General features: G+C 76.5%; 1 protein-coding gene. It reads right to left on the bottom strand.

Going from position 1 to position 1,313, the window contains the following annotated elements:
• On the bottom strand, positions 1-1,313 hold a 1,313-nt coding region (locus GT042_RS21120), incomplete at both ends, for a condensation domain-containing protein (protein ID WP_237531017.1).

Below are 1,313 nucleotides of genomic sequence, written 5' to 3'. Positions count from 1 at the left end.
TAGCGCAGCAGGCCCCAGCCGAGGCCGCCCGCGGGCACGCCCCGCAGTTGTTCCTTGACGCTCTTCAGCGCCTCGCCCGGCCGGCCGCCGGGCCGCACCGCGGCGGCGCCGAGGTCCAGGCGGACCGGGTACTGCGTGGTGAACCAGCCGACCGTGCCGGACACGTCCACCGGCGCGGAGATCACTTCGCGGCCGTGGCCCTCCAGGTGGACGAGCAGGGCGGATCCGGTGCCCCGCCACTGGACGGCCGCCGCCGTCAGCGCGGTCAGCAGGACCGCGTCCGGGCGGCAGTTGAAGCCGCCCGGCAGGGTGACGAGCGCGCTCCTGGTGAGGTCGGGGCCCAGCTCGACGGTGAGGGTCTGCCGGCGTTCGCCGGCCCCCCGGCCGCCGGCGATCCGGGCCGTCCCGTCCGCCAGCTGTCTTTCCCACCACGGGAGTTCGCCGAGCCGCCGGTCGGCCTCCTGGGACAGCAGCCGGGACCAGCGGGTGAACGAGGTGGTCTTCGCGGGGGCCGGGTCGCCCTCGTCCCGGTGGCCGAGGGCCGCCGCGAGTTCCTGGCCGATCACCCGCCAGGACAGTCCGTCGACGGCCAGGTGGTGCACGGTGACGAGCAGGGCGCCGGGGCGGCCGGGTCCCGCGTCGAGCCAGACGGCCCGCAGCATCTCGCCGTCCTCGGGGCGGAGCGCGGTGGCGACCGCCAACGCCCGTGCCCGGTCGAGGAGATCGGCGTCGGGGGCGACGGGAACCCGCAGGGTGCGGGCGTTGCCCGGGAGACCCCCGGCGGGCACCTCCAGCTCCCAGTCGGCGGGGGTGTCGCCCACCAGGCGCATCCGCAGCGCGGCGTGGCGCGCCGCCAGGCCGGTGACGGCCTCCGCGAGCGTTCCGAGGCCGGTGCCCGCGGCCACCGGGAAGACCATGGACTGGGTGAACGCCGAGGTTTCCGGGCCCTGTTCGCGCCACCAGCGCATCACGGGGGTGAGCGGCAGCCGCCCGTACCCGGTGTCCTCCTCCTGCGGGAGGTCGGTGTCGGGGGTGCGGGCGAGCACCGCCAGCCGGGCGGGGGTGCGGACGGTGAACACGTCGTGCGGGGAGAGCACCAGACCGGCCGCCCTGGCCCGTACCGCGAGCTGGATCGCCATGATGCTGTCGCCGCCGAGACGGAAGAAGTCGTCGTCAGGGCCCGCCTGTTCGAGGCCGAGGAGGCCCGCGAAGAGACCGCAGAGGATCTCCTCGCGGGCCGACCCGGGAGCCCGTACGGTCTCGTCGGAGCGCTGCGCGGGCGCCGGCAGGGCGGCCCGGTCGAGCTTGCCGCC

The sequence above is a fragment of the Streptomyces sp. SID3212 genome, assembly GCF_009865405.1.
Lineage (GTDB): Bacteria > Actinomycetota > Actinomycetes > Streptomycetales > Streptomycetaceae > Streptomyces.
This window is presented reverse-complemented; position numbering and strand designations above follow the sequence as displayed.